The following is a 26,041-nucleotide window of genomic DNA, read 5'->3' on the forward strand; positions in this document are numbered from 1 at the left end:
GACGGCCGTTTTGCCATACACCGCCTTGAAACCTGCTTCCTCCCTACCGAACATCTCTTCGCGCACGCTGCGCGGTGCCCACCGCATTCGGGTCACGCGACGCGCGTCCTTTGAGCCCACGTCCCTGTCGCGTGCCGTTCAGGGTGCCATGGCGGTGCTGGCGCTGGGGGCCGGCTGTGTGCCGGTCTGGGCTCAGGCCGACGCTGCCGCCATGGCGGATGCACCCGGCATCAAGCTCAAGCAAGGCACCTCACTGCTGCAACAGGTGCCCAACGAAGTCCGCAAGGACCTGCCAGTCTTTGGCTGGGGTGAAAACATCGAAGGCGAGATGGACGGCGTCTCGGTGTTCGAAGGCGGCGCCGAGCTTCGCCGGCACGACACCGTGATCAAGGCGGATCGCGTCGAACACGACAAGCGCACCGGCGACACCAAGGCCACCGGCAACGTGCTGCTCAACCGCAACGGCGACCGCGTGACCGGTCCCGACCTGCAGATCAACGTCAACACCTACGAAGGCTATTTCAATCAGCCCGATTACTCGCTGCTGAAGAACGAGGCCAAAGGTGATGCACGTCGCATCGACTTTCTGGGCGAAGACAAGATGCTGGTGCACGACGGCCGCTACTCCACTTGTCCGCGCCAGCCGGGCGTGGCCTGGATGCCCGACTGGCTCGTGCGCGCTTCGAGCATCGAACTCGATAAGGCCGAGGACGTCGGCATCGCCAAGTCGGGCGTGATCGAGTTCATGGGTGTGCCGATTCTCGCGGCGCCCATTCTCAGTTTCCCGCTCTCGGACCAACGCAAGACGGGCGCGCTGCCGCCCAGCATCAGCGTGAGCACGCAGAGTGGTGTTGAGCTGTCGACGCCCTACTACTTCAACATCGCGCCCAACTACGACGCCACGGTCACGCCGACGGTGATGACCAAACGGGGGCTGGACCTCTCGGGCGAGTTCCGTTACCTGCAGCCGCGCTACACGGGACGCCTGCGCGCTTCTTACATGCCGTCGGACCAGTTGCGCGACATGGACCGCTGGGCCTATTCCTTTCAGCATGGCCAGTCGCTGATCCCGTCGCTGGGTGGCGGCAGCGCCCTGGGGCTGCGCGTGAACCTCAACAAGGTGAGCGACGACAACTACTGGCGCGACTTCCCGCGCACGATCACCTCGCTGACCTCGCGCCTGCTGTACAACGATGTGGCGCTGGGCTGGAGCAAGGGGCCGTGGACGGTCAGTGGCGGCATGTACCGCTACCAGACCCTGCAGGACGTGAACGCTCCGATCACGCCGCCGTTTGACCGCTTGCCTTCAATGGGTTTCAGCTACCAGCAGGTCAACCAGACACTGCTGGGCACGCCCGGCTGGGACTTGTCGCTGAACACCAACGTGACCCGATTCCAGCGCTCGGTACTGAGGTCATCGACGCAGCAGAAAACGGGTGGCGACCGCTCGCTGGTGGTGGCCAATCTGGCCCGCCGTTTCCAGGCACCTGGCTGGTACGTGGAGCCCACCGCGCGCCTGCACATGGCGCAGTACCGCAACGACAACACCACGGGTTCCAACGTGTCCGCCTCGCGCAGCGTGCCCACACTCAGTCTTGACAGCGGGCTGGTGTTCGAGCGTCCGGCCAACTTCTTCGGCACCGATTACATCCAGACCCTGGAGCCACGTGCCTTCGCCACCTGGACACCGTTCCGAGACCAAAGCAAGCTGCCCAACTACGACTCCGGTGCGCGCGACTTCAACCTCTCGAGCATGTTTGCCGAGAACGCGTTCAGTGGCAACGACCGCATCAGCGACACCCGCGCGGTGACCTTGGGCGTGAGCTCCCGCCTGCTGGACATGGGCACCGGTGCTGAAGTCATCCGTCTGGGTGTGGCGCAGCGTGCCCTGCTCGCGGACCAGAGCGTGACCCTGCCCGGTGGAACGCCCGTCACCGAACGCCTGAGCGATACGCTGGTGGCGGCCCGCGTGCAATGGGATCCGCTGTGGTCGCTGGACACCAACATCCAGTACAACACCAAGAGCCGCGAATCCAAGCGCAGCACCATCGGAGGTCGCTACACGCCGGGGCCGTTCAAGGTGCTCAGCGCCGCCTACCGAATCCAGCGGGGCACCAGCGAACAGATCGATCTGGGCTGGCAGTGGCCGTTGTCGGGCCTGTGGGGCAAGTCGCCCGAGGCGATCCCCGGCCGCGCTCTGGGTCCCGGCCAGTGGTACAGCGTGGGCCGCATGAACTACAGCCTGCCGGATCGCAAGATGATCGATCTGGTTGCAGGTTTCGAATATGACGCCGGATGCTGGCTGGGCCGCGTGGTGCTGGAGCGTTTGCAGCTCAGCTCCACCACCAACGACCAGCGCATCCTGTTCCAGCTGGAGTTCAATGGCTTCTCGCGCGTGGGTGCCAGTTCGTTGCAGAGCATCCAGGCCAATGTGCCTAAGTACCAGTACCTGCGCGAAGAGGTCGTCCAGCCCAACCGTTTCCAGCAATATGACTGATCACCGAATGAGCCGCCGCCGGGGCGGCCTGTCCATCGTCGTGGCTGTGGGCCTGCAACTGGGGGTGCTCTCTCTGGCGCAAGCGCAGGCCTTGCGTCCGTCTGCCCAGCTGCAGCGCCCTGCCACGGCGGCAGCGCCTGCAACCGGTACCGTGGACTACATCGTGGTGCTGGTCAACTCCGAGCCTGTGACCAATTTCGATGTGCGCCAGCGCCTGCTGCGCGTGGAGCAACAACTGGCCTCACAAGGTCAGTCTCTGCCGCCTCGCGAACAGCTGCTGCCTCAAGTCCTTGAGCAACTGGTGGTTGAACGTGCGCAGCTGCAACAGGCCAGTGAGTTGGGCATGCGCGTGGACGAGGCGACCCTGTTGCAGGCCGAACAAGCCATCGCGGCGCAGAACCAGCTGGATCTGGAGGCTTTTCGTCGGCGCGTGGTGTCGGAAGGGATGGACCTCAACCGCCTGCGCAACGAGTTGCGCAACCAGGTTTTGCTGCAGCGTTTGCGTGAACGCGAAGTGGAATCGCGTGTGCGCGTGAGCGAAGCCGACATCGACAGTTTCATCCGGGAGCGCCAAAGCGCCAACCCGGAGGCCCTGGAGATCAATCTGGGCCACGTGTTGATCCAGGTGCCCGAAGGGGCCAGTGCAGCGCGCGTCAGCGAGTTGCAGGCCCGTGCCCAGGGGGTCGCGGACCGCTTGCGTGCGGGGGCGGACTTTGCGGAGCAGGCCCGCGAGCATTCCGAGTCGCCAGAGGCGGCCAGCGGGGGTCAGATGGGCTTGCGGTCGATCGGACGGTTGCCGGAGCTCTTTGTGGAAGCGACGCGTTCGCTGCCCACCGGCGGGGTCGCGGGTCCGTTGCGCAGCGCCGCCGGATTTCACGTGCTGAAGGTGATCGAACGTCGCCAGTCGGCGGCGCCCGATTTCAGCGTCACACAAAGCCGAGCACGTCACATCCTTCTGCGTCCCGGGCCCCAGCTCAACCAGGCCGATGCCGTGGCCCGTCTGGCGCAGTTCCGGCAGAAGATCGCGAGTGGACAGGCGAATTTTGAAACCCTTGCCCGTCAGCACAGCCAAGACGGTTCGGCCCGCGAAGGCGGTGACCTGGGCTGGGTCAGTCCCGGTCAGTTCGTGCCCGAATTCGAGCAAGCCATGAATGCCTTGCGCCCCGGGGAGATGTCGCAGCCCGTGGTGTCCCGTTTCGGTGTGCACCTGATCCGGCTGGACGAACGGCGTCAGACCGAGCTCAGCGAGCGTGAACAGCGTGACCTTGCGCGCGACCTGGTACGTGAGCAGAAATCGGAGGAGGCGTTGAGGGCCTGGAGCGAGGACGTTCGCGGGCGCGCTTTCGTCGAGCAGCGCGAAGCACCCCAGCTGTGAGCATTTTTCTGCGGTTCGGCGCATGAAGCACGTTGCGCGCAAGCGGTTTGGCCAGCATTTCCTGACCGATGCCGCCGTGATCGACGGGATCGTCGAGGCCATTGCACCCTTGCCGGACGATGCCATGGTCGAAATCGGCCCGGGTCTGGCCGCGCTGACGCAGCCGCTGGTCGAGCGCCTGGGTCGACTCACCGTCATTGAACTCGACCGTGATCTTGCGGTGCGCCTGCGTGCGCATCCGCAGTTGAGTGTGATCGAGTCCGATGTGCTCAAGGTGGACTTCTCTGCATTGGCTGCGAACATGGGCGTCGCAAAGATCCGGGTGGTCGGCAACCTGCCGTACAACATTTCCACCCCCATCCTTTTTCACCTGCTGGACCATGTGCATGTGGTCCAGGACCAGCATTTCATGCTGCAGAAGGAGGTGATCGATCGCATGGTGGCAGCGCCCGCGACGGCCGATTACAGCCGCCTCTCGGTGATGTTGCAGTGGCGCTATGCGATGACCAACGTGCTCTTCGTGCCGCCTGAGAGCTTTGACCCGCCGCCGCGCGTGGACAGCGCCATCGTGCGCATGGTCCCGCTGGCCGAACCACCGGCCATCGACATCAAGCTGTACGGCGAGCTGGTGCAAGTCGCTTTCAGCCAGCGCCGCAAGATCCTGCGCAACACACTGGGCAAGTGGCTGGACGCGCGCGAATTTGCAGGCCCCTTCGACTTGCAGCGCCGGGCTGAAGAAGTGCCGGTGGCCGAGTACGTGGCCCTCGCGCAAGCCGTGCGGTAGCAAAGCAAAAGGCGCAGAAGTGACAAAGCCGCTGCGATGCAGCGGCTTTGACTTTGTCGGACTGCTGGGCCGCCCCCGGTGGGTGGTGGACGCGCCCTTAGGCGCGGCGCGGGGGTTGGCCTGTCAAGCGGCCGCCAGCCAATACCCGGCGTTGAACGGGCTGCTCATGCGCAGCGCCATGGGGCTCACATCGAGCAGCTTGTCGGTCGGCATCGGCTCCTCGTTTTCGACCTCGATCGGCTCTTCCCCCTTGGGTGCGCGGGCCACAGAGAACGAATAGAAACAGCGGAACGGGATCTTGCGGTCGCTCCAGTAGTCGGCCGTGTCACGGAAGATGTCGAGCAGCTGCTCGCGCGCTTCCTTGTCGAACTTGGCGTGCGCCGGGATGTGCTCCAGCACGACGATGAAACCGGTCTGCGGACCCGACTTGTGGACCAGATCGGTCATGCAGTCGTAGAGCGCGTCAAAGTTTTTGCCGAAGTGCGAGGGCAGGGTGTACTGGGCCGCGATCAGTTCGAGCACGTCCTGCTTGCTCTGGGCTTTGGCCAGGTTGGCGTACAGGAAGTGGTGGCCCAGCTGGTCGGCTGCGGCCTGCAGTTCTTTCACGCCATAGGCGCGAATCGACTGGACGATGTTGGTGCGTACGTTACGAAGTGGCGTGTCCATCTCCGCGTCTCTTTCAAAGGTCAAAGTTAAAAATCCATTTGCTTCACCCGGGGTCACTGCACGATCAGCCGAAAGCTGCTGTAGTGGTCCTCGGTGTAAAAACACGCATCCGGTGCACGGGGCTTTGGCCCTCCACACACAATTCGCCTTGCTCCCCGATGGCTCAACCCCGGGGACGGCACGGTGTACTCTCTGTAATATCCTCGCTTCTGGCTGGGCAACAGTCGCTCTCGGTTGCCGAAAACCGTTCCGTCTTTTTCATAACGGAAGGGTCCGCCTTGACGGATCTGCTCCATCACTTCCTGGCCCTGCAACGGCAAGCCCGACAGGGCCACTGAGGCCACCGAAGAACCGGGAAACTGGGAGGAAGATGGGGCTCTGGCCTGCACCAAGACAGTGCCGAGCGTGATCAACAGTGCACCCGTCAGCACCCGTCCACCCACCAGACTGGCGCGCCATTTCTTGGCCAGGATCGGTTGGAGCCCCATCACATTCCCTGTTTCTCTGATGCCGTCAACCCACCTTCAACGCCCGGCAAAGTCACTCCAAGCAGCCGTTTCGGGGTGGGTTAACCCTGAAATTCAAGCTGCGTAGTGTGCCTGATGCGTTACAGAAAAGCAAGCCGATGCTGAATATTTAGGCAGGGAAAGTGGGTGATTTTGTGTGAAAAAGTTAGTGCTTGCTTTTTCCCTGGAGCTTATCGGGCCACGTTGGCTTCGGCGACGGTCAGTGCCGTCATGTTGACGATGCGTCTCACGGTGGCGCTGGCCGTGAGAATGTGCACGGGCTTGGCCACGCCCAGCAGCATCGGGCCGATCGCAATGCCCCCGCCGGAGGCCGTCTTGAGCAGGTTGTAGGCGATGTTGGCGGCGTCGATGTTGGGGCAGACCAGCAGGTTGGCGTCGCCCTTGAGGGTCGAGCGCGGCATGATCGTCTGGCGTGCATCGGCGTCCAGTGCCACATCGCCGTGCATTTCGCCGTCCACCTCCAGCCATGGTGCATTCGTTTGCAGGATGGCGAGTGTTTCGCGCATCTTGATGGCGCTGGGCTGGTTGCTGGAGCCGAAGTTGGAGTGTGAGAGCAGGGCGACTTTGGGCGTGATACCAAAACGCAGCATCTTTCGTGCCGCCATCTTGGTGATTTCCGCGAGTTGCACGGCGGTCGGGTCGTAGTTGATGTGGGTGTCGACCAGGAACACCTGGCGGCCCGGCAGCATGAGCGCGTTCATGGCCGCGTAGCAGTTCGCGCCCTCGCGTTTGCCGATCACCTGGTCGATGTAGTCCAGGTGCAGCGCGGTGTTGCCCCAGGTGCCGCAGATCACGCCGTCCACGTCGCCGCGGCGCAGCAGCATGGAGCTGATGAGGGTCAGGCGGCGGCGCATCTCGATCTTGGCCAACTGCTCGGTGACGCCACGGCGCTCCATGAGCTGGTGGTAGGTCTGCCACAGGTCGCGGTAGCGGTGGTCTTGCTCGACGTTGACGACGTCGTAGTCGAGGTCTTCTTTCAGGCGCAGGCCGAATTTTTCGATGCGCTCGGCGATGATGGCTGGGCGTCCGATCAGTGTGGGGCGGGCCAGGCCCTCGTCCACCACGATCTGGCAGGCGCGCAGCACGCGCTCTTCCTCGCCCTCGGCGTAGGCCACGCGCTTCTTCAGCGCCGTCTTGGCCGCCGCGTAGATCGGCTTCATGATCGTGCCCGAGGCGAACACGAAGCTCTGCAGGCGCTGCTTGTAGGCCTCCATGTCGGTGATCGGGCGCAGGGCCACACCGCTGTCGGCGGCTGCCTGCGCCACGGCCGGCGCGATCTTCATCATCAGGCGCGGATCAAACGGCTTGGGGATCAGGTACTCGGGGCCGAAGGCCAGCTTCTCGCCCGCGTAGGCTGCGGCCACCACCTCGCTCTGCTCGGCCTGCGCCAGCTCGGCGATGGCGTGCACCGCCGCGATCTCCATCTCGTCGGTGATCGTCGAGGCGCCGGCGTCCAGCGCGCCACGGAAGATGTACGGGAAGCACAGGACGTTGTTGACCTGGTTCGGGTAGTCGGTGCGGCCGGTGGCCATGATGGCGTCGTCGCGCACCGCCTTCACGTCTTCGGGTGCGATCTCGGGGTTGGGGTTGGCCAGCGCGAAGATCAGCGGATTGGCCGCCATCTTGGCGACCATGTCTTTCTTGAGCACACCGCCGGCCGAGAGACCTAGGAACACGTCGGCACCCGCGATGGCCTCGGAGAGCGTGCGCTGGTCGGTCTTCTGGGCGAAGACGATCTTGTCTTCGTCCATCAGTTCGGTGCGGCCCTCGTACACCACACCCGCCAGGTCGGTGACCCAGATGTTCTCGCGCGGGATGCCGAGCTTGACCAGCAGGCCCAGGCAGGCCAGTGCCGCAGCGCCGGCGCCCGAGGTCACGAGCTTGATCTGTTTCGGGTCCTTGCCCACGACCTTCAGGCCGTTCATCAGGGCCGCGCCCACCACGATGGCGGTGCCGTGCTGGTCGTCGTGGAAGACCGGGATCTTCATGCGCTCGCGCAGCTTGCGCTCCACATAGAAGCAGTCGGGCGCCTTGATGTCTTCGAGGTTGATGCCGCCGAAGGTGGGCTCCAGCGACGCGATGATGTCGACCAGCTTGTCCGGGTCTTTCTCGTTGATCTCGATGTCGAAGACGTCGATGCCCGAGAACTTCTTGAACAGCACGCCCTTGCCTTCCATCACCGGCTTGGCGGCCAGCGGGCCGATGTCGCCCAGTCCGAGCACGGCGGTGCCGTTGGTGATGACGGCGACCAGGTTGCCGCGGCTGGTGTACTTGAAGGCGTTGTTGGGGTCGGCGACGATTTCTTCGCAGGGCGCGGCAACACCGGGTGAGTAGGCCAGGGCCAGGTCGCGCTGGTTGGTCAGCTGCTTGGTGGCGGCGATCGCCACTTTGCCGGGGGTCGGGAACTCGTGGTATTCGAGGGCGGCGCGGCGCAGTTCGGCGCGTTTGGTGTCCTGGACGTTGTCGTTGCTCATGCGGTTGTCTCCGGTCGGGTCATTCTGTAATGTGAAAGACGGTTGCGCATTCTAAATCCGCGTCCGGAAAAACCCCGCAGGGTTTTGCTGAAGCTGGGTCTGTCTGCTTTTGACATTCTCGACAGGAATCCCGATCTGGCAACCTCGGTTTTCCACAGCAAAAGGCCGCCTCGAGGGCGGCCTTGGGGGCAGGGCGGTGAATCGTCAAGCGGGCGTATGGGCCGTGAGCTCGGCGGGCTGCTGCCGGCTGAGGTGGGCCGTCGGCTGGGACGGGCGGCACTGCATCCACACCGCGCGGGCACTGGACTCGCACTGGCCGCACTGGGTGGCCACGCCCATGTCGATCTGGATGTCATCAAAGCTCATGCCGCAGCGCGCGGCCTGGGCGATGGTTTTGTCGTTCACACGGCGGCAGACACAGACGATCATGGTGCGGGTGGTCGGGAGATTGAGTTCACGAATGATAATTGATCTCATTCGTTTCAACTCAAACCCGCACCCTCCACGCGGTCTTGGGCCGACGAAAGGTCAGCTCGGCTCGCCCATCTGGCTTTGCAGGTAGTTGGGCAGGCCGACCTTCTCGATCAGTTCCAGCTGGGTCTCCAGGAAGTCGATGTGCTCTTCCGTGTCGTCCAGGATCTTCATCAGCAGGTCGCGGGAGACAAAGTCGCGGGCCGACTCGCAGTACGCCACGCCGTCCTTGATGGTGGCCTGCGCGCCGCGCTCCAGCGCGAGGTCGCTGCCCAGCATCTCCGGCACGGTCTCGCCGATGTTGAGCTTGCCCAGGTCCTGCAGGTTGGGCAGGCCGTCGAGCATGAAGATGCGGTCCATCAGCCAGTCGGCGTGTTTCATCTCGCCGATGGATTCGCTGTATTCCTTCTTGGCCAGCTTGTCCAGGCCCCAGTGCTTGAGCATGCGGTAGTGGACAAAGTACTGGTTGATGGCGGTGAGCTCGTTCTTGAGCTGGGCCTGCAGGTGGCCGATGGCCTGGGTGTCGCCTTTCATGGAGCGTCCTTTTCTGTGTGTGGAGGGGAAGACAGCGCTCCATTGTCCTCATTCTCCGGGTCTCTGACATGGTGGATTCGCACAGCTATTCAAATGCGAATCATTCGCATACAATGGCCTGAGCCCACCCTGCACCTCACGGAGAAACCCATGCACGACACCGCCTGCGAAGCCTGCGCAATGGACGACGAAGCGCACACCTTGCCCAGCGTGGAGGCCCTGACGGCGGGCACGCTGGCGCTGATGACGGGTTACGCCCAGTCCGCCACCGAGTGCCCGCACCGCGGCCTCTTGGCCCGCAAGCTGCTGTCCAACCTGTTCTTCCTGTCCGAGCACCCCCATGTCTCACCGCCGATGCGGGCCATGCTGGTCAATCTGCGCGCGCGCTGGCAGCCGGCCGCAGAGGCCGCGCCCGCGGCGGGGTCGGAACGCCAGCCCTCGCCGCTGTGGCACGCCGCACCGGAGCACGTGCAATGAGCGCCGCGCCAGGCCCTTCCCAAGCCAGCTCGCAGGGCGAAGGTCCCCCCGTGAGCACCGCCCCCGCCCTGCGGGCCATCGAGATCAAGGCCTTCGTGCCGGCCAAGGACTTTGAGCTGTCCAAGCGCTTCTTCACCGACCTGGGTTTCACCCAGCGCTCCGAAGGTGGCGGTGTCGCCTATTTCAATGTCGATGGCTGCGCCTTCCTGCTGCAGGACTTTCACGAGCCGGCGCTGGCCGACAACCTGGTCATGCATGTGCTGGTGCCGGACGTGGCGGCATGGCGTGCGCACGTGGAGGCGCAGGACCTGGCCGGGCGCTACGGCGCGCGCCTCACGCCGGTGGTGGAGCAGCCCTGGGGCATCACAGAATTCGTGCTCATCGACCCGTCCGGCGTGTGCTGGCACATCGGCCAGAACACGCCGGGTTTCCAGCCGGTGGGCCGCCTGCCCGACCCGCTCCCATGACACCGAACCCCGCCCATGAGTCCCATGGGGTCACCCTCACCGTGCGCGAGCGCCTGGTGCAGATCCGGGCCGAAAAGGCCCTCGGTTCCGCGCCGGCCTGGCTCGGGGCCGGCAAGCGCTGGATGGCGTTCGCGGCGGGGGGCTGCGCCTGCGGATGCGGGCAGGCCACCGAGCAGCCCACTGGCCGCCGCGCGGCCCGCCGCTGACACCGTGCCAGGCCATCCCAAGCCAGCCCGCAGCAAGAAGGTGTGTCCATGAGCCTGGTCCTGCGCACCCCCGATCTGCCGCGCGCCGTGGCCGACTACACCGGCGTGCTGGGCTTCGAGTGCCGGCAGCACATCCCGGGTGTGCTGGCGGTCGTGGTGCACGGGCCTTTGCAGCTGCAGCTCTGGGCCTGCGGCGCCCGGCCCGGCCGCTGGGAACACGCCGATCCGCGCGACACAGGCTTTGCGCCGGGGCACCACAGCGTGGTGGTCACCCACATCCACGCGCTGCACGCCAGCCTGCGCCGCGCCAGCTTGCGCGGTGTGCGCACCCATGTCGCCGGCACGCAGCCGCTGCACGCCAGCCGGCTGGACGCCGAAGGCCCGCGGCTTCAGCCCTGGGGCGCCTGGGAATTTGCGTTCCACGACATCAATGGCCACGTGCTGCACTGCGTGGACTGGGGCCTGCCCCAACACCGCCCGGCCGGCCAGATGCTGCTGGACGGCGACCCGCTGGAGGACGGCGCGTGAGGCGCACCCCGGTGGCGTGTCGCCGCCGATCCTGCTTTTCACCACCCCAGGGAGTCCACACCATGAACATGTCTCCGTCCCCCGAACATCCGCTGTCGCTCGCGGGCCTGGTGGTCCGCCACGACAGCACCGCGGTGCGCGAACTCCTGCGTGAGCACGGCGCGCTGCTGCGCCAGCTGGGCGGCCTGCAGCGGCGCATGGGAGAGGTGCAGCGGGCCGAGCGCGAGCGCGCACGCGAGCTGGAGGCGCAGAACCTGCGCCTGCGCGCCGAGCTGGTGGTGCTGCGCACCGGGCTGCTCTGGGGCCTGGGGACGGGCGCCGTGGGGCGTCGGGCGCGGCCACCGGCGCGCGACAACCACGCGTTCGACCCGGCCTTGCGCGCGGCACAGGCCGTGATCTGCCAGACCGGCTGCGTGGGCCACGCGCACCCCTGGCTGGAGGCCGATGGCCAGTGCCGGCGCAGCGGCCAGGCCTGCGAGCGCCCGGTGGACGAAGCATACGAAGCACACGCGCTGGGCGCGAGCGATCCGGCACCGCGCTGACGCCCTGGCGGCACTCGCGGGCCCAGCCGCTCAGCCAGTCCAGCGTTGCCAGTGGTTGTCGAACTGCAGCCGCGGCGGCGCCTGGGGCGCGGCGGGGGCCAAGCGCGGGGGTTGGTCGCCCTCGCCCGCCACGAGCACACCCTCGTCGCCGCTGGCCCACCAGGGGGTGGCCGCCGCGGACGGTGCCGAGGCCAGGGCATAGGCCGTCTTGTGCACCAGGCTGTTGGTCCAGCCTGCGTCGGCGCCGAACAAGGCCAGCGCATCGGCGCGCGGGCAGCTCACCACAAAGCCGCCGCCGGGGCGGGCGCAGATGTCGCCGCCGTAGCCGGCCAGCGCGGGCTGTGCCGTTGCGGCGTGCAGGCCCTGCCCGTCCCACACCGCCAGCACCGGCGCAGCGACGCGGGCGGCCTTGTCCGGGTGCTCGGCCTGCAGCGCGATGCCCACCGTGCGCGTCACCGGGTCCCAGGCGAGGTGCCGGATGCTGAGCCAGGGGTCGTCGAGCCGCCACTGGCCGAGCAACGCGCCGGTCTGCGGGCTCAGGGCCACCAGCGACGCGTCCATGCGGTCCAGCGCGCGCTTGGCGCGGCCGGTTTCGGGCAGGGTGGGAATGCCGCCGTTGGCCACCACCAGCGTGCCGGCCGGCCAGTCGCCCACGGCCTGCGGCAGCGCCAGCAGCGCGTGTGGGTCCATGCCGTGCGTGGGCCATTCGGCGGTCTTCTCCAGGCTCTTCGGGTCGCGCAGGCCCAGGCAACCCGACGCGGTGTCGAGGTCGGTTTCGGTGGTCCAGAGCTGACGGCCGTCGGCGCTGGCGAGCACGTGGCCGTTGAAGCGGCGGTCGTCCGCCGCCCAGTGCCACTGGGTCTTGCCGCTCGCCGGGTGCCAGCGCAGCAGCCAGTCGCCGGGACGGCGCGCCACCGCCAGCACGCTGGCGCCCCGCTCCACCAGCAGGCCATGGGCGCGCGTGGGCACCGGCAGCGACCGCTGCACCGACCACTGCCGAGCCGCCACCTCCACCAGCCCGACACGGTGCTCGTCCGGCGTCTGCCACGCCGCCAGCAAGGTGGTCGAAACCGAAGGCGCCGCCCAGGCTGAGGGCAGCATGGCACTGCCCGCAGCGAGGAGCATCAACTGACGACGAGAAAGGCCGGCAACAGACGAGAGCGATGAGGAACTGTGTTCCGAAAGGCGCTGGGTCCGGCGAGCAATACCCTCGACCGAAAGCGCCGCAGCACCGACCTCGGACAACAAGTCCAGCGACCGGCGAGCAATGCCCCCAACCCAGGGCACCGCCGGGCCGGCTTCGCCGGACGGCCAGTGCCGCCCCCTTGGGGGGGTGACGCCGAAGGCGGCGCGGGGGGGCTCAATCTCCATCCGCATCCGAGAAGCCCAGCGGCACGTCCAGCGCCGCCGCCACCTCGTTCTGGTACAGCACCGTCACGGCTTTCATGCGCTGGGTCAGGGCCAGCAGCTCGCGCGGGCTGGCCTGGGGCTTGAGCGCGTCCATGCCGGCGTTCACCGCGTCCAGCGCCTGGGCCCAGCGCTGGGCCAGGGCCAGCTGGCCCTTGCCCATGAGCAGCGCCTCGATGGGCACCAGCGACTGCCCGGGCTGGGGCGGCTGGGCCAGCTGCGCGGGCGTCAGGCGCGCCTGCGCGCGCAGGCTCTGCCACTGGGCACGCCAGTCGGCCAGGTTGGTCTCGCGCGTGTGGCGGGGGAACTCGACGGCGCCGCGCCGGCCGGCGGTGCGGTGGCTTTGCAGCGGCTTCTCGATGTGCGCCCAGCGCAGGCGCTCCAGGCCGCCCAGCCACTGGTTGATCCACTCGGCAAAGGCGGTGGCGGTGTCCTCGGGCGACTCGCTCCAGTCTTTGCGGGCCAGCGCGTCGAGCGCGGCCTGCAGCTCGCGCGCCTCGACGGCGATGGCCTGTGCTGCCAGGGTGATAAAGCGGCACTGGGTGGGCGTCAGCGCGGTGTCCTGCGCCAGCAGCTGCTCCAGCGCCGGGAAACCCTTGGCGGGCGTGCCCACGCGGTCCATGTCGGCCAGGGTCTGCGGCGCGCGGGCCAGCGCCTGCTGCAACAACTGCGGGCGGGACGGCCAGAAGTCGATCTGCCGCTGCGAACGGCGCGCCACCAGCGGCCCCACCGCCGGGCTGGACAGTGCCTGCCAGCGCAGCAGCGCCTGCTGCCACGCCGTGCGCAGCTCGGCCAGCGGGGCCTGGCCGCTGCAATGCCGCTCGCTGGTGGCGGCGAGGCCGTCGGCGGCGGTCACGAAGGCCTGCGCCAGCGGCGGCAGGTGGTGCGTGTAGATGCCTTGCAGCGCCTGCTCGCCGGTGTAGTAGGGCATGGCCAGCACCGGCGTCTGCACCGCCGGCGGCGCGGCGGCCGGCGCGCGGGGGCCCTGGGCGTGGGCGGCTCCGGTGGCCAGCAGCAGGCCGGCCGCGATGGCCAGGGCGAGGGTGGTGGGTTTCATCAGAGCGACTCCACGAATTTCACCAGCGCATCGCGGTCACGTTTCGAGAATTTGAGCACCTGCTCCTTGGCGCCCAACGCTTCGCCACCGTGCCAGAGCACGGCTTCGAGCACGCCGTTGGCGCGGCCGTCGTGCAGCAGGCGCTGGTGGCCGTTCACGTCGCGGAACAGGCCCACGCCCCACAGCGGCGGCGTCTTCCACTGGCTGCCGCTGGCGCGGAAATCGGGGCGGCCGTCGGCCAGCTGCGGCCCCATGTCGTGCAGCAGCAGGTCGGTGTAGGGCCAGATGCGTTGGCCGCTCACCTTGGGGCTGGTCAGGCGCGGGAAGGGCGCCTCGGCCGTCACGTAGCTCGGGCGGTGGCAGGTGGCGCACTGCGCCTGCGCAAACAGCGCCTGCCCGCGCAACACCTGCGGGTCGTCGGGCTGGCGGCGGGCGGCCGGCGCCAGGGTGGCGGTGTAGAAGACCACGTGGCCGAGCGTCTCGTCGTCGATCTCGGGCACCTGCGCGGTGGCTTGCGAAGAAGGCATCAGGCCGTCGCGGCCGCTGCGCTTGCCGCCGCCGTGCGGCGCGGCCAGGCAGTCGGTTTGCGCGGGTGTGCAGGCCTCGCGCCAGTTGACGCTGCTGGTGATGCCCATGTCGCCGTTGAAGGCGCCCGCGCTCTGGTGCGCGATGCTGCCGGTGTTGGCCTTCCAGCCGAAGCGGCCGATGACTTCTTTCTGGGCGAAGGCGTCCCACACGCGGTTGGGCTGGCCCTTGATCGCTCCGGGCGCGGCGGCCTGGTCGCTGGCGTTGCGCAGGATCTCGCTTTCGGGAATGGCCTCGATCAGGCCCAGCCCGGCCATGTGCGGCGCGATGCGGGGGCTGACCATCACGTCCCTGGCCATGGGGCCGTAGCCGAGGTCGCTGAACGTGTAGACCGGCTGGCGCAGCGTGTAGCGCGTGCCGTCGGCAAAACGCCCGTGAATGGGCCGGCTGCGGACGCGCACCGTGCCCTCGGGCTTCACGCCCTGGATGCCGGCGTTGTTGAACTGGTCGCCGTAGGTCGGCTCGGGCACCACGCCGTCGTGCGGCGCGGGCGTGCCGGGCACCGAGAGGCGGAACAGCAGGGCCACGGTGTTGTCGGGCTCGGGGCCGAGCGTCTTGTTCCAGTCCGGCGGCGCGCCGCGCCCGTCCATCACGTGGCAGCCGGCGCAGGAGCGCGCGATGAAGTGCGGACCCAGGCCGTCGCGCGCGGTGGTCGAGGCCGGTGCCTCGACCCAGTTGCGCTTGAAGAAGGAGTTGCCGATGGCAAACCGCGTGCGCTCGGCGTCGTCGAGGTTGGCCAGCGGGAAAGAAAACGCGTTTTTGCCGGTGGCGTAGACCGTGGCGCTGCCCGCGGTCTTCTCACCCAGCGGATCGGGGTCGGTGTCGGCGCTGACGCGCCCATGCAGGGCGAACACCGCCGCCCCGATGGCGATGGCCCCCATGGCTAGCGTGACCCGCGTGGCTTTGGGCAATGTGGACATGGGCAAAGAATCTCAAAGTGCAGACCAGCTGCGAACGAAGGGAAGTCAACCAGAGCGCGGTGGAACCGGCTTCGCCGGGCCACTCGCGCTGCCCCCCTTCAGGGGGGTGACGCCGCAGGCGGCGCGGGGGGTGTTCAGGGTTCCACGAGCGTCAGCTTGGCAATGCCCACCGCCGAGGCCGATTCGACCAGCAGCTTGGACTGCGCCACCAGGCTGGCGACCGTCTTCTCGATGGCCGGGCGGCCGGCCGAGCCTTTCGCGATGGCGCGGTCGAACGGGGCCGGAATGGCCTCGGCACCCGCGACCGACGCGGCCAGCTGGGCGGTGGTCTTCTCGGCCAGGGCCGGGTTCTTGGCGGCCACCAGGTCGCGCACGCCGGGGCCTTGCAGGGTGCTGCCGTCCAGGCGCTTGAACTGGCCCAGCCACACGTTCTGGATGCCCTTGGCGTTGTTCACCACGTCGCGGTGCGTGTTGTCGGAGAAGCACGAGTGTTCGTCTTCCTGGTCCTGCGAGTTCAGCGCCACTTCCATGCGCTCACCCGAGAGTTCACCGCGCGAGAGCGAGCCCAGGCCGACGATGATCTTGCGCACCGATTCCTTGCCGCCCTTCTCGAATTTGGCGCGGTAGTTCTTGGCGTTGGGTTCCCAGGCCTTGACCATGCCGGCCAGGTCCTCGACCAGCAACTCGGTGGCCACCGTCAGGTACTGCGCGCGGCGCTCGGCGTTCTCGCCCTTGCCTTTGACGTAGTCCTCGAACGGGCGGTTGCCCGGGCCGGTTTCGCTCAGGTCCTGGCCCCAGAGCAGGAACTCGACCGCGTGCCAGCCGGCGCTGATGTTCTCTTCACCGCCGCGCTCGTTGGCCTTGATCAGCGCCGCCTTGGTGATCTTGAACTTGGTGTTGTTCACGATGCCGGCCTTGGGTTTGCCCTGCACGTAATCCACATAGGCCTCGTCCAGCGGCCAGGCGTTGATCTGGCCCTCGGGGCCCTTGTCGTCGTCGATCGGGCCGCCGTAGAAACGGAAGGCCTCGGTCTGGCCGTAGAACTCGCGCGCACCCAGCCAGGCCTTGCGGGCCTTGTCCAGCCCCTCGGCCGACGGCGCGGCCACGAAGGCGGCGATGGCGGCCTGCATGTCCTTGGCGCTGGTCAGGGTGTCGGCGTAGGTGGCGTGCACCATGGCGGCGTGGTGGGTGACCACGGCCTTGTGGTCCACGGCGCTGGCGGCCACCGCGGCGGCGGGGGTGGCGGTCTGGGCGTGGGCCGACAGGGTGGTCAGCGCGGTGCTGGCGGTCAGGGCGGCGATCGCCAGGGTCAGGGCTCGCAGTTGCATGGGAATTCCTTGTTGAAAGTAAATGAGAACGATTCTAGTTTACGACATACGGTGCCGGTTGAGGTGGATCAAGGGTCCGGACGGCACAGGTGCGGGATCAGATCGGCGCTCAGGTGGTACGCCGGGCCGCCGGGGTCGGTGGCCACCGCCACGACCAGGCCCTGGTCGGCAAAGCGCTGCAGCACGCGATGGGTCGTGCTGAACGGCAGCGACACCCGGCCCTGCCGCAGCACGGCGTGGATGTCGCGCGCGGTCCTCGGCACCGGCCCTGTCCGGGCCAGCTCGGTCAGGACCAGCATCCGGGTCTGGGTGCGCGACAGGCGGGCGGCCTGCAGGGTCGCCGCCAGCGCCAGCGGGTTCACCATGGGGGTCAGAACTGGGTCCTCAGTGCGAGCGAGACGTTGCGCGCTTCGCCCAGATTGCCCGCTCCCCACCCGCCGCCCGCCCAGTATTGGGCGTTGAACAGGTTGTAGACGTTGCCGATCAGCGTCCAGTCGTGGCCGCCCAGCTTCAGGTCGTGGCTGAAACCGACGCCCACCACCGTGCGGTCGGGCACGGTCAGGTGGTTGGCTTCGCTGGTGAACGACTGGCCGAAATAGCGCACATTGCCGTGCAGCTTCAGGCCCCTGACGCCGGGCACCTGGTACTGCGCGTGGAAGGCGAACTGCCACTCGGGCGCGTAGGCCGGGCGATGGCCTTCGACGGCCGCGTTGTCGGCCGACACCTTGTTGATGGCCCCGTCCAGGTAGATGCCGCTCAGCCCCAGGTTCAGGTGCTTGGTGAACTGGTGGGCGGCCGACAGCTCAAGGCCCTGGTAGGTCACCTGGCCGTCCTGGTTGAGGTAGCGGGCGCCGCCGCGCAGCACGTCCATCTGGTTCGCCTCTTGAATACGGAACAGCGCGGCGGAGTAGTCGAACCCGCCCGAGGCGTGCTTGACGCCGATCTCGTGCTGCTTCGACACGGTGGCGTCCAGCACCTCGCCCGCGTTCGCGTAAAGCGTGCCGACGCGTTGGCCCGGCTCCAGGCCTTCCACGTAGCTGCCGTACACGCTGGTTGCCGCGTCCGGCTTGTAGATCAGCGCCAGCGTGGGGCTGGTGTTTCGCGTGGCGTAGCCGGAATCGACCGAGGCGTCGCCGTCCAGGTCTTTCAGTTGGTAGTCGGTGAACCGCAGGCCGGCGATGGCCTGCCACCGTTCGTTGATGTGCAGCGTGTCGCTGGCGAAGGCGTACAGCTGGCGGTTGTCGGCGCTCACGGGCGTCAATTTGAAGTCCGCGACCCTGCTCGTGCGGAAGGTCTGCGGCTGGTGGATGTTGCCGCTGAAGTCGTTTGACCAATAGAACTCGCTGGCCCAGGCGTCCTTGCTGCTTTGCAGGCCCAGGCCGGCCACGACCTCGTGTTTCAGCGTGCCGGTGCTCAGCTGGCCCTGCAGCATGGCCTGGGTGAACGCCGTGTCCAGCCGGCCGGCGAAGTTGTACGCGGTGCCGGTGTAGTCGCCCTGCAGGTTCAGCAGGTCGGCGAAGGCCTTGTTCGACTGGTGGTCCTTGCGCGAGAAACCGAGCTGGTACTTCAAGTCCCACTGGTCATCGATCTTCCATTGCAGGCCGGTGGACGCCAGCAGGGTCTTGGTGCGGTAGTAGGCGTTGTCGATGTTGAAGTCGTCGTAGCGGTAGGTGACGCTGGGCAAGCGGCCACCGCTGCCCTGGACGTCGTAGCCGCTGAGGTAGAACTGGATGGGTTCGGCCTTGTTGGTGCTGTCCTCGTGGAGCAGCGTGGTGGACCACTTCACCGACGCCCCGAACTGCTGGTCGATGGCCAGGGCGGCCACCGTGCGATCAATGCGGCTCTCGTTGTACGCCGTGCCTTGTTCGGTCGCCACGTTGGCGCGAACCCCAAGCTGGTTGCCGAGCTGCCGGCTCATGTCCACCTGGGCAGACACCAGGCGCGGGTTGCGGTAGCCCAGCTCCACCGTGGTTTCGTTGTCGGGCTTGGGACGTTTCAGCTGGTGGCTCAGGGCGCCGCCCGGCTCGCCAAAGCCGTACATGAAACCCGAGAGGCCCTTGAGGGCCGTCACGCTCTCGACCGCCTCGGTGGGGAAGTCGCCGCCCCAGTACAGCAGCATCGGGATGTCGTCGATGTAGTTGTTGCGCACCGGCAGCCCGCGGATCTGCGTGCCCCACCAGTCGGTGGTGAACGACGAGGTCGGGGTGTAGACCGAGGCGTCGTTGACAAAGATCTGGCCGATGGATTTCGCGCCCCGCTCAGTGATCTCCTGGCTGTCCACGACGGTGACGGAGAACGGGGTGTCGAGCAGGGACTTGTGGCCCAGCGCGCCCGTGGTCGCGTCTTTCAAAAGGTAGGTCAGGCGCGAGCTGGGCGCTGCGGCGGTGGCCGTGACGGTGACCGTCGGCAGGGTGGCGTCGGGTCCTGGCCTCGCCGCCGCTGGGCGACCGGCCACCGGGGCCGCCGCCACGGCGGCCTGGCGCAGCGAGTAACCGCCGCCCGGCTGGGCCAGCGCCTCGATGCCGGTGCCGGCCAGCAGCGCCGACAGACCGGCGGCGATGGTGTGGCGGCCGGTCAGGCCGCTGGAGGTCTGGCCCTCCAGCAGGGCGGCGTCGTGCGACAGGTTCACCCTGGCGGTGCGGGCAAAACGGTCCAGCGCCGCCGCGAGCGGCCCGGCCGGCACGTTGAAGACCAGCACCTCGCCGCCGGCGGGCAGCGCGGTGGGCGCGGACTGGGCGTGTGCGGCCGGGGGCAGCGCAACCGAGCCCACGGCCAGCGTGAGCAGGGCGCCGTGCAGGGCGAGCGCCAGGGCGCTGGGGCGCGGGTGGGCCGCGTTGCAGGCGGTCGTGACGGGCCTCGGGGACGGTGCGATGCGGTGGTGGGGATGGGGCATGGAAGGCCTTGGGTGGGTAGGGGTTGAAAAAATGCGCCTACAAAAATGCGCCTATCTGTAGGCCGGTCGAAACGCCCAATCCCCTCACCTGCCGATCAAAAAAAAGTTTCTGCGATCGCCGGGCCGCTGCCTCAGGCACCGCTGTCCGGGCCCACCGACACCCAGAAGCGCGTGGTGTAGACCACGCTGACCGGCTGCGTCTGCAGCAGGAACTGCAGGGCCTGGTCGGTGTCCTTGACGTGGTACAGGCCGGACACCCGCAGCCCGGCCACGCGCGGATCGCAGGTGATGTGGCCCGGGCGGTAGCGGGCCAGCTCGGCCAGCAGGTCGGCCAGCCGCATGTCCTTGCCGGCGATCACCCCGTCGGTCCAGGCGTCGGCCTCGATGCCCCGCAGATCGGCCGGCGCGGTGCCGTCGGCGCTCATCCAGCGGCTTTCGCCGGGGCGCACGATCGCGGTGGCGCCGCCGCGCGCCGGGTGCAGCTTCACCGCCCCTTCCTGCACGCTGATGCGCGCGCGCGGCCCGTCGAGCCGCACGGTGAAGCGGGTGCCCAGCGCGCGCATTTCGCCAAAGGGCGTGGCCACCCAGAACGGGCGGCCGTGGCCCCGGCTCGCCACGGCCTGCGCGTCGCTGCCCGTGGTGACCTGGATCTCGCCGCGCCGCAGCACCACCATCCGCCGGTCGCCGCCCAGGTCGGTGTGCACGGCGGTGTCGGTGTTGAGCACGATCACGCTGCCGTCGGCGAGCGGCAGCGTCTGTTGTTCGCCGGTGGCCGTCGCGGCGTCGGCCAGCCAGCGCTGCCAGGGCGCGTGCTCGCGCGCCACCCAGCCCGCGCCCAGCAGCACACCGGCCAGCGAGAGCCGCTCGATCGCACCCCGCCGCGTCACCCGGCGCCGCTGGCGCAAGCCGTCGGCGGTCTGCAGCGTGTCGCGCACCAGCTGCGGCGGCACGGCGCGGAAGGTGCGGCCCAGCGAGCCCACGCGCTGCCAGGCCACGGCGTGCTGCGGGTCGGCCCGCAGCCAGCGCTCGAAGTCGGCGCGGGCCTGGGGCGTGGGCAGGTGGTGGTCCAGCCGGATCGACCAGGCGATGGCCGTGTCGATCAGGTGCTCGGGCAGCGCGCGCTCACCCATGCTTCAGTGCCCGTAGCGCAGCGCGTAGCAGGCGCGCAGCGCCTTGGCGATGTGGCGCTCCACCGTGGCCAGCGACACGCCCAGTTGCTGCGCGATCTGCGGGCAGGTCAGGCCGTCCAGCTGGGCCAGCAGGAAAGCGGTGCGCACCGCCGGCCTGAGCCCGTCGAGCATGCGGTCGATCTCGGTGAGGGTCTCCAGAAAGACCAGACGGCTCTCGGTCGAGGGCGCGTCGGCCTCGGGCAGCGCGGCCAGGGTCTCCAGCCAGGCCCGCTCCAGCTCGCGCCGGCGCCAGTGCTCGATGACCAGGCCGCGCGCGACGGTGGACAGAAAGGCCCGGGGCTCGCGGGGTTCGACCGGGTGCTGCCGCGCCAGCAGGCGCATGAACACGTCTTGCGCGATGTCCGCCGCGTCGTGCGAACACCCGAGCTGGCGCCGCAGCCAGCCCTGCAGCCACCCATGGTGCAGGTGGTACAGGGCGTGCACGGTCTGGTGCGGGGTGGCGAGCGCAGCGGGCGGTTGGCCGACGCCGGTGGAGAGCCGCTGCACGGTGTGCACGGTGGGCGGCGCCGTGTTCAGCGCGCGGCGGGTGCAGCGGCCGGGGTCAGGCACCAGGGGCGCAGCCAGTGCGCCCGCCGGCTCAGCACCATGGCGACCGCGACGGCGCTGCCGGCCAGCAACATGATCCACACCAGCGCGGCCATGGACGGCCGGTCGGCCATCAGGCAGGCCAGCAGCGACAGGGGCAGGGCCGTCGCGCCCAGACGGCGCAACCAGCCGCGCGCGTGCGTGGCGTCTTCGGCGTGCTGGTGCATCACCTGGCCCCAGTGCACCTCCATCGCCAGGGCGAGCCAGGCCATGCCGCTGAAGCTCAGCGCGGCCGCCGTGATCAACCACAACACCTCAGACATGGGCCACCCCCGTTCCGTTGCCGTCGGCCGAGGCGTTAGCAGCGTCCGGTGAGGCGGCGGGCCGTTCCCGCTGCGCGAGCCGGCGCGCCACCCCCACCGCGATGCCCGCGCTGACCAGCAGGCTCAGGTCCACGCCGGCCACGGCCCAGTAGGTCTCGGTGAACACGGTCTTGACCAGGTGGTCGCCGGTGGTCGCCCAGTTCAGGCCCACCGCTGCCACGGCCAACGCGGCCACGGCCCAGCACTGCTCGCGCCAGGCCGGGTTCATGCGGCCCTGCGCCACCGGCGCGCTGCGCACGAAGGCGTGCGCCATGGCCAGCAGCCAGCAACCCCAGAAGGCCCATTTTTCCCAGTCGCCCTTGCCGCCCAGGTCGGCTGGCAGCAGGCGGTTGACCACCAGCATGCCGATGGCGGCGATGAGCATGCCCGTCATGGTGGTCACGGCGAGCGCATCGACCACGCGGCTGCCCTGCGTGCCGGCCCTGGCGTGCTGCTTCTTGCGCTTCTCGACGAAGAAGACGAAGCCGGTGGCGATGCACACCGCGCCCAGCAGGCCGCCCAGCACGTAGAGCCAGCGCAGGAACCAGTGTTCGAAGTGCTGCAGGTGCAGGCCGGTGAGGAATTCGTTGACGTTGGCCACGGGGGTGCGCGGCGGGTCTTCATGCAGCAGCTCGCCGGTGCTGGCCTTGAAGTGGATGCCCTCGCCCACCAGGGCCACGCGGTCGCTGCCGGCGCGGTAGAGGCTGACGTAGCCGTTGGCGTCGCCCACGTGGTGCACCATGAGAAAGCCCACCTCGCCCGCCATGTCGCGCTCGGCCCAGCGCTGCTTCGCCTGCGCCACCATGGCGTCCACAGAGGCCAGCGGCGCGGGCACACCAGCGGGTTTGTGGGGCAGGCCGGTGTCCTGCGCCTCCATCACCTCGTGCTGGTCGTGCAGGCCCTTGAGCTGGAACTGCGAGACCGGCAGGAAGTAGGCCGACGCGAAGATCACCAGCGCGGTGAAGGCGAAGAAGAAGTGAAACGGCAGCGCCACGACACCGGTGAGGTTGTGCAGGTCCAGCGCGCTGCGCTGGGTGTGCTTCTTGGGCCGGAAGGTGAAGAACTCGCGGAAGAACTTGCGGTGCATCACCACGCCCGAGACCAGCGCGGCCAGCATCACCAGCGCGGCCAGGCCGACGATGAAGATGCCCAGGTTCTTCCACTGCCAGTTCAGGCTGTAGTGCATGGGGTAGAACCACTCGCTGCCGATCTTGAGCTGGTCGGCGCGCACGAAGGCGCCGCTGCGCGGGTCGATGGTGGCGTTGCCGTGGATGTGGTTGTGGCCGTCCGGGTCTTTGGCCTGCGGCACACCGAAGCCCACGCCCATGCTCAGCACCGGGTCGCGGTGCGTGGTGTAGGCCCAGTACTCGTCGGCCGGCAGTTCGAGGCGCGGTGTCATCGGCCCCTGGGCCGTGTCGTGCAGCAGCGGCATGTTGGCCGCGTAGTCGGCGGCGTCGGGCTGAATCTGCTTCAAGGCCGGCAGCAGCACCTGGTCAAACGACGGCATGGGCTGCGGGTCGAAGCGCGTCTGCGGAATGGCCCAACGGTCGAACTCGCGGTCGAAGACCGAGAGCGAGCCGAAGAAAAACACCACGATGAGCACGAAGCCGATCACCAGGCCGAACCAGGTGTGCAGCCAGGTCATCGACTGGCGGAAGTTCTGGAACATGGGATGTCCTTTCAGGCGAGGATGGCGCGCTGGATCGCCCAGGCCAAGGTGAATTGAAGGGCCGCGCCGCCGCCCAGCACGATCCACACGCGGGCGATGCTGGTGGCGGCGAACGACCACAGGAACAGGCCGAGAAACACCAGGAAGGCGAGCATGAGCACGCCCATCTCGGCGTCGTGGTACTCGAACCCGAGGCCCACGAGCGCGGCGATGCCCGCCGCCGCGAAGCCCCAGGTGAAGGCGTAGGCGCCGAAGACGCCGGCGGTCACGCGGGCGGTGATCTCCGGCCAGCGAAGCGACTTGGCCCCGGCGTTCACAGCTTGTACTCCAGCGTGAGCGCGGCGGTGCGGGGCGCGCCGTAGATGGCGCCGTAGGTCACGGACCGGATGTACTTTTTGTCGAGCAGGTTCTTGACGTTCAGGCGCAGCGTGGCCTTGTCGGTCAGTTCGTAGGCGGCGAAGGCGTCCACGAGCACGTAGGCGTCCTGGCTCGCTCCGGCCATCTTCGACACGGCGGACTGCCAGCGCAGGCCCGAACCCACGCGCAGCTTGGGCAGCGCACCGACCCGCGTGTCGGCGAGCAGCTTCAGCGTGCGTCGGGGGGTCCATTCGTAGATGTCATTGCCGTCCGGTCCCGTCAGCTTCATCGAGGTGAACCCGGCGGTGAGCTTGGTGTCGGCGCCGATCCGACCCGTGGCCTCGATCTCGAAGCCCCTGGTTTTCACGTCCCTGGGCTCGTAGTACGAGGCCTGGGCCACGGGGTCGAAGCCCGCTTCGGTGGCCAGGCCCTTCTGCTCGGCGCTGAAGACGGCGAAGGTGGTCAGCAGCTTGCGGTCAAGCCACTCGGCCTTGACGCCGACCTCGGTGTTGACGCCCTTCATGGGTTTCAGGAACGCGCCCTGGACGGTGCGCTGGTCCTGGGCCTGGAAGATGTCGGAGTAGGAGGCGTAGGCCAGCGCGTTCGACGTGAGGTCGTAGGTGGCACCGACGTAGGGGCTCGCCTTCTGGGTGGTTTCGTTGTCGAGGTTGGTGCCGCCGCCGTAGATCGCGGTGCCGTCGCGCTTGAGGGTGATGGCATTGACGCCGAAGATGCCCTTGAGCTGGTCGGTCAGCTGCAGGCGGCCGGCGGCGTACAGGCGGGTGATGTTCTGGTCGCCGTCCGAGGCGACGGACTTGGCCCCCCACGCCGGTTCGGCATAGACATCCCCCGCGTACGGGAAGGCCGGCAGCACCGGGAAGGTGGCGCCCGCGTAGGACTCGGTCAGGCTCTTCTGCTTCGAATGGCTCAGCCCGAACACGGCATCGTGCTGGCGGCCGAAGGCGTTGAAACGGCCCGTGACGTTGACATCCAGGATGTCGCTGCTGGAGGTGCTTTCGCTGCGGTAGGGCCAGCCGACCAGGCCGGTGTTGTCGGGGTTGAGGAAGCCCGTGAACGTGTAGGCGTAGAACAGCTTCGTGGCGTCGTCGCCCTCGGCGTGGTTGTAGGTGAGCTTGGCCTCCCAGTCGGGCGACAGCGCATGGGTGTACTCCACGAACGCGCTCTGCGTGCGGTTGTTCCAGCGCGCCCAGTCCTGCGAGGTCGAGGCCGAGACGTCGAATTCGGCCAGCGAGCCATCGGCGTACGGCAGGGTCAGCGAACCCCACATGGGCGAGCGCTGTTGGGCGTCCTGGTAGGTCAGGCCCAGGGCCAGGATGCCGTTGTCGCCGACCTGCCCTTCGACGATGCCGGAGATGGCGGTGCGCTGATTGCCCAGCCCGCGCAGGTACGAGTCTTTGTCTTCCTGCGCCACCACCAGCCGGCCGGCCCACTGGCCGTCTTTGGACAGCACCTTGTTGTAGTCCAGCGCCACCCGCTTCTGTCCGTGGGACCCGAGGGTGAACTGCGCCTCGCCGCCGTCCTTGTTGGTGGGGCGCTTGCGCACGTAGTTGATGGTGCCCGAGGCGTTGCCGACGCCGGTGAGCAGGCCGTTGGCGCCACGGATCAGCTCGATTTTTTCGAACAGGAAGGTGTCCAGCTGGCTTTCGGCGATGCCCCAGGCGTTGGTCATGCCCAGGCCGTCGACCTGGGTCAGCATGATGTCGAAGCCGCGGGCGCTGTAGGAGGTGCGGTTGGTTTCCCACTCGTCCACGGTGAGACCGGTGCCATAGCGCAGTGCGTCGTTGCTGTCGGTGGCGCCGAAGTCGCGCAGGGTGTCCTTGTCGATCGTGCTGATGGACTGCGGTGTGTCCTTGACCTCCATCGGCAGGTTGGTCGCGCCCTTGGACACGCGGTTCTCGCGCTTGGTCTTGATGACGACGGTGGCCAGCTCAGGCGCCTCGGTGTTGGAGGTGGCCGGCGCAGCGGTCTCGGCGGGCGCCGACTGGGCGTGTGCCGGCAGGGCGTGGAAGAGGCCACTGGCGAGCAGGGCGGCGGCGAAGGCGACGGGGTGGTGGCGAACGGGGTGGGTCATGGGGTTGTCCGGTGGAGACGGGGCGTGAACGCGGGTGGGGCCAGCGCTGCCGGGGCGACGTTCGGGCTGTGGGTGTGCGGGGGCATGGTCCAGAGGCAGCAACGTGTC

24 protein-coding genes and 1 pseudogene are annotated in these 26,041 nt (G+C 68.1%); 8 read left to right on the top strand and 17 right to left on the bottom strand.

Annotated features, from left to right (window positions below; genetic code table 11):
- Nucleotides 1-25 precede the first annotated feature (25 nt).
- The 3 genes from IM738_RS20460 to rsmA are packed head-to-tail and all read left to right on the top strand — an operon-like array spanning nt 26 to nt 4,656.
- Complete coding sequence (locus IM738_RS20460) at nt 26-2,497, top strand: LPS-assembly protein LptD (protein ID WP_236962874.1); 2,472 nt, start codon at nt 26-28, stop codon at nt 2,495-2,497.
- Between the two features lie 7 nt (nt 2,498-2,504).
- A complete protein-coding gene (locus tag IM738_RS20465; protein WP_236962875.1) occupies nt 2,505-3,872 on the top strand; it encodes a peptidylprolyl isomerase in 1,368 nt (455 codons plus the stop codon).
- Nucleotides 3,873-3,894: 22 nt separating this feature from the next.
- Complete coding sequence (gene rsmA / locus IM738_RS20470) at nt 3,895-4,656, top strand: 16S rRNA (adenine(1518)-N(6)/adenine(1519)-N(6))-dimethyltransferase RsmA (RefSeq protein WP_236962876.1); 762 nt, start codon at nt 3,895-3,897, stop codon at nt 4,654-4,656.
- Between the two features lie 270 nt (nt 4,657-4,926).
- On the opposite strand, the pseudogene IM738_RS20475 reads toward rsmA, so the two are convergent.
- The 5 genes and pseudogenes from IM738_RS20475 to bfr all read right to left on the bottom strand — a co-directional run.
- Nucleotides 4,927-5,322, bottom strand: a pseudogene (locus tag IM738_RS20475) (barstar family protein); the annotation flags it as partial.
- Nucleotides 5,323-5,375: 53 nt separating this feature from the next.
- Nucleotides 5,376-5,810, bottom strand: coding sequence for a ribonuclease (locus IM738_RS20480; RefSeq protein WP_236962877.1), 435 nt, complete (start codon nt 5,808-5,810; stop codon nt 5,376-5,378).
- Nucleotides 5,811-6,019: 209 nt separating this feature from the next.
- Nucleotides 6,020-8,323: an NADP-dependent malic enzyme gene (locus IM738_RS20485; RefSeq protein ID WP_236962878.1), complete on the bottom strand. Its 2,304-nt coding sequence runs from the start codon at nt 8,321-8,323 to the stop codon at nt 6,020-6,022.
- Between the two features lie 204 nt (nt 8,324-8,527).
- Nucleotides 8,528-8,800 (bottom strand): (2Fe-2S)-binding protein, encoded by a 273-nt coding sequence (locus IM738_RS20490; protein WP_442908451.1) that lies wholly within the window; start codon nt 8,798-8,800, stop codon nt 8,528-8,530.
- A gap of 51 nt (nt 8,801-8,851) precedes the next feature.
- Nucleotides 8,852-9,328: a bacterioferritin gene (bfr, locus tag IM738_RS20495; protein ID WP_236962879.1), complete on the bottom strand. Its 477-nt coding sequence runs from the start codon at nt 9,326-9,328 to the stop codon at nt 8,852-8,854.
- Between the two features lie 150 nt (nt 9,329-9,478).
- Here bfr and IM738_RS20500 point away from each other — a divergent pair, with 150 nt between their 5' ends.
- The 5 genes from IM738_RS20500 (at nt 9,479) to IM738_RS20520 (ending at nt 11,548) form a co-directional block, all read left to right on the top strand.
- Entirely contained in the window at nt 9,479-9,805 is a 327-nt protein-coding gene (locus IM738_RS20500; RefSeq protein WP_236962880.1) for a hypothetical protein, read from the top strand.
- Between the two features lie 50 nt (nt 9,806-9,855).
- Nucleotides 9,856-10,272, top strand: a complete 417-nt coding sequence (locus tag IM738_RS20505) for a VOC family protein (protein ID WP_236962881.1) — start codon at nt 9,856-9,858, stop codon at nt 10,270-10,272.
- Nucleotides 10,269-10,478, top strand: a complete 210-nt coding sequence (locus IM738_RS20510; RefSeq protein ID WP_236962882.1) for a hypothetical protein — start codon at nt 10,269-10,271, stop codon at nt 10,476-10,478. The genes IM738_RS20505 and IM738_RS20510 overlap by 4 nt, the downstream gene beginning before the upstream one ends.
- 48 nt (nt 10,479-10,526) lie before the next feature.
- On the top strand, nt 10,527-11,006 hold the full coding sequence (locus tag IM738_RS20515) for a hypothetical protein (RefSeq protein ID WP_236962883.1): 480 nt from the start codon (nt 10,527-10,529) through the stop codon (nt 11,004-11,006).
- 62 nt (nt 11,007-11,068) lie between these two features.
- On the top strand, nt 11,069-11,548 hold the full coding sequence (locus tag IM738_RS20520; protein WP_236962884.1) for a hypothetical protein: 480 nt from the start codon (nt 11,069-11,071) through the stop codon (nt 11,546-11,548).
- Nucleotides 11,549-11,578: 30 nt separating this feature from the next.
- Here IM738_RS20520 and IM738_RS20525 read toward each other — a convergent pair whose 3' ends face one another.
- The 12 genes from IM738_RS20525 to IM738_RS20580 all read right to left on the bottom strand — a co-directional run bounded on the left by IM738_RS20525 (nt 11,579) and on the right by IM738_RS20580 (nt 25,933).
- Nucleotides 11,579-12,649, bottom strand: a complete 1,071-nt coding sequence (locus IM738_RS20525) for a DUF1513 domain-containing protein (protein ID WP_236962885.1) — start codon at nt 12,647-12,649, stop codon at nt 11,579-11,581.
- A gap of 259 nt (nt 12,650-12,908) precedes the next feature.
- On the bottom strand, nt 12,909-14,012 hold the full coding sequence (locus IM738_RS20530; RefSeq protein WP_236962886.1) for an imelysin family protein: 1,104 nt from the start codon (nt 14,010-14,012) through the stop codon (nt 12,909-12,911).
- Nucleotides 14,012-15,517 (bottom strand): di-heme oxidoreductase family protein, encoded by a 1,506-nt coding sequence (locus IM738_RS20535; RefSeq protein ID WP_442908453.1) that lies wholly within the window; start codon nt 15,515-15,517, stop codon nt 14,012-14,014. Before IM738_RS20535 ends, IM738_RS20530 begins: the two co-directional genes overlap by 1 nt.
- Before the next feature lie 134 nt (nt 15,518-15,651).
- Nucleotides 15,652-16,845, bottom strand: a complete 1,194-nt coding sequence (locus IM738_RS20540; protein WP_236962887.1) for an imelysin family protein — start codon at nt 16,843-16,845, stop codon at nt 15,652-15,654.
- 68 nt (nt 16,846-16,913) lie between these two features.
- Nucleotides 16,914-17,210, bottom strand: coding sequence for a transcriptional repressor (locus IM738_RS20545; RefSeq protein WP_236962888.1), 297 nt, complete (start codon nt 17,208-17,210; stop codon nt 16,914-16,916).
- Between the two features lie 5 nt (nt 17,211-17,215).
- Nucleotides 17,216-19,738 (bottom strand): TonB-dependent siderophore receptor, encoded by a 2,523-nt coding sequence (locus IM738_RS20550; RefSeq protein WP_236962889.1) that lies wholly within the window; start codon nt 19,736-19,738, stop codon nt 17,216-17,218.
- A 131-nt stretch (nt 19,739-19,869) separates the two neighbouring features.
- Entirely contained in the window at nt 19,870-20,868 is a 999-nt protein-coding gene (locus tag IM738_RS20555) for a FecR domain-containing protein (RefSeq protein WP_236962890.1), read from the bottom strand.
- A 3-nt stretch (nt 20,869-20,871) separates the two neighbouring features.
- The gene (locus IM738_RS20560; RefSeq protein ID WP_272907876.1) at nt 20,872-21,414 is read right to left on the bottom strand and encodes a sigma-70 family RNA polymerase sigma factor; all 543 of its coding nucleotides are present in this window, start codon (nt 21,412-21,414) and stop codon (nt 20,872-20,874) included.
- Between the two features lie 26 nt (nt 21,415-21,440).
- Nucleotides 21,441-21,776: a DUF3325 domain-containing protein gene (locus IM738_RS20565; protein WP_236962891.1), complete on the bottom strand. Its 336-nt coding sequence runs from the start codon at nt 21,774-21,776 to the stop codon at nt 21,441-21,443.
- Nucleotides 21,769-23,484 carry a PepSY-associated TM helix domain-containing protein gene (locus IM738_RS20570; protein ID WP_236962892.1) on the bottom strand — a complete coding sequence of 572 codons (1,716 nt, stop codon included), beginning with the start codon at nt 23,482-23,484 and terminating at the stop codon, nt 21,769-21,771. The genes IM738_RS20565 and IM738_RS20570 overlap by 8 nt, the downstream gene beginning before the upstream one ends.
- Before the next feature lie 11 nt (nt 23,485-23,495).
- Nucleotides 23,496-23,801 carry an iron uptake protein gene (locus tag IM738_RS20575; protein WP_236962893.1) on the bottom strand — a complete coding sequence of 102 codons (306 nt, stop codon included), beginning with the start codon at nt 23,799-23,801 and terminating at the stop codon, nt 23,496-23,498.
- On the bottom strand, nt 23,798-25,933 hold the full coding sequence (locus IM738_RS20580) for a TonB-dependent siderophore receptor (protein WP_236962894.1): 2,136 nt from the start codon (nt 25,931-25,933) through the stop codon (nt 23,798-23,800). Before IM738_RS20580 ends, IM738_RS20575 begins: the two co-directional genes overlap by 4 nt.
- Between the last annotated feature and the right edge of the window lie 108 nt (nt 25,934-26,041).

Origin of the sequence: Hydrogenophaga sp. SL48, from assembly GCF_021729865.1 — a bacterium.
Classification (GTDB): domain Bacteria; phylum Pseudomonadota; class Gammaproteobacteria; order Burkholderiales; family Burkholderiaceae_C; genus Hydrogenophaga.

What these genes read in the sequence shown, in the direction of transcription:
- IM738_RS20465 (WP_236962875.1), top strand. Translation starts at nt 2,505, where the DNA reads ATGAGCCGCCGCCGGGGCGGCCTGTCCATCGTCGTGGCTGTGGGCCTG.
- rsmA (WP_236962876.1), top strand. Translation starts at nt 3,895, where the DNA reads ATGAAGCACGTTGCGCGCAAGCGGTTTGGCCAGCATTTCCTGACCGAT.
- IM738_RS20480 (WP_236962877.1), bottom strand. Translation starts at nt 5,810, where the DNA reads ATGGGGCTCCAACCGATCCTGGCCAAGAAATGGCGCGCCAGTCTGGTG.
- IM738_RS20485 (WP_236962878.1), bottom strand. Translation starts at nt 8,323, where the DNA reads ATGAGCAACGACAACGTCCAGGACACCAAACGCGCCGAACTGCGCCGC.
- IM738_RS20490 (WP_442908451.1), bottom strand. Translation starts at nt 8,800, where the DNA reads ATGAGATCAATTATCATTCGTGAACTCAATCTCCCGACCACCCGCACC.
- bfr (WP_236962879.1), bottom strand. Translation starts at nt 9,328, where the DNA reads ATGAAAGGCGACACCCAGGCCATCGGCCACCTGCAGGCCCAGCTCAAG.
- IM738_RS20500 (WP_236962880.1), top strand. Translation starts at nt 9,479, where the DNA reads ATGCACGACACCGCCTGCGAAGCCTGCGCAATGGACGACGAAGCGCAC.
- IM738_RS20510 (WP_236962882.1), top strand. Translation starts at nt 10,269, where the DNA reads ATGACACCGAACCCCGCCCATGAGTCCCATGGGGTCACCCTCACCGTG.
- IM738_RS20515 (WP_236962883.1), top strand. Translation starts at nt 10,527, where the DNA reads ATGAGCCTGGTCCTGCGCACCCCCGATCTGCCGCGCGCCGTGGCCGAC.
- IM738_RS20520 (WP_236962884.1), top strand. Translation starts at nt 11,069, where the DNA reads ATGAACATGTCTCCGTCCCCCGAACATCCGCTGTCGCTCGCGGGCCTG.
- IM738_RS20525 (WP_236962885.1), bottom strand. Translation starts at nt 12,649, where the DNA reads ATGCTGCCCTCAGCCTGGGCGGCGCCTTCGGTTTCGACCACCTTGCTG.
- IM738_RS20530 (WP_236962886.1), bottom strand. Translation starts at nt 14,012, where the DNA reads ATGAAACCCACCACCCTCGCCCTGGCCATCGCGGCCGGCCTGCTGCTG.
- IM738_RS20535 (WP_442908453.1), bottom strand. Translation starts at nt 15,517, where the DNA reads ATGTCCACATTGCCCAAAGCCACGCGGGTCACGCTAGCCATGGGGGCC.
- IM738_RS20540 (WP_236962887.1), bottom strand. Translation starts at nt 16,845, where the DNA reads ATGCAACTGCGAGCCCTGACCCTGGCGATCGCCGCCCTGACCGCCAGC.
- IM738_RS20545 (WP_236962888.1), bottom strand. Translation starts at nt 17,210, where the DNA reads ATGGTGAACCCGCTGGCGCTGGCGGCGACCCTGCAGGCCGCCCGCCTG.
- IM738_RS20550 (WP_236962889.1), bottom strand. Translation starts at nt 19,738, where the DNA reads ATGCCCCATCCCCACCACCGCATCGCACCGTCCCCGAGGCCCGTCACG.
- IM738_RS20555 (WP_236962890.1), bottom strand. Translation starts at nt 20,868, where the DNA reads ATGGGTGAGCGCGCGCTGCCCGAGCACCTGATCGACACGGCCATCGCC.
- IM738_RS20565 (WP_236962891.1), bottom strand. Translation starts at nt 21,776, where the DNA reads ATGTCTGAGGTGTTGTGGTTGATCACGGCGGCCGCGCTGAGCTTCAGC.
- IM738_RS20570 (WP_236962892.1), bottom strand. Translation starts at nt 23,484, where the DNA reads ATGTTCCAGAACTTCCGCCAGTCGATGACCTGGCTGCACACCTGGTTC.
- IM738_RS20580 (WP_236962894.1), bottom strand. Translation starts at nt 25,933, where the DNA reads ATGACCCACCCCGTTCGCCACCACCCCGTCGCCTTCGCCGCCGCCCTG.